The organism is Vibrio sp. 1288 (assembly GCF_033344475.1).
Window position 1 is genome coordinate 1 of record NZ_JAWPOX010001116.1, and the last position, 521, is coordinate 521.

Annotated in this window: 1 pseudogene; it reads right to left on the bottom strand. The window is 48.2% G+C overall.

Features of this window, described 5'->3' with window-relative positions:
- Nucleotides 1-521 (bottom strand): annotated as a pseudogene (locus R8O11_RS31205) (bifunctional NADH-specific enoyl-ACP reductase/trans-2-enoyl-CoA reductase); the annotation flags it as partial.

Consider the following 521-nt stretch of genomic DNA (forward strand, 5'->3'; position numbering starts at 1 on the left):
TGAGAGTATCAATCCAGCTTTCCCAATCTTCACCCCCCATGACCTTAATGGTCGCTTCTGCTTCCTCTTCGGTGGCAGGCTCGAGCGTGGTTTCAACCCATTGATCATTTTCAAGTAAGATGGAAGCGCCAGTAACCGATTCACCAATAGGCTTAATCACACTGCGCCAGAACGTATCTGAATGAGGTTTTGGACGAACGCCCGCTGCAAGGCTGTAAATCACCAAATCGACTTCACCTTCAAAGTAGGTTTCGATCGCTTCGATAACTTCATTACGGACAGAGTCAGAGAATGCATCACCAACAATATTGATTGCAGTGCGTCCTGCATGTGTTGCTTCTTGTTTGAAAAAGATGTTGTTGTACCAGCCTGCGCTGCCAACCCCTTTCTCAGATGGACCTCGTTCAAACGAGACGCCAATGGTGTCTGCTTCAGCGCCGCCAAACGTTAGGGCAATACGTGCTGCTAACCCAAAACCGGAGGAAGCACCAATAATTAAAACTCGTTTAGGGCCGCTTTTG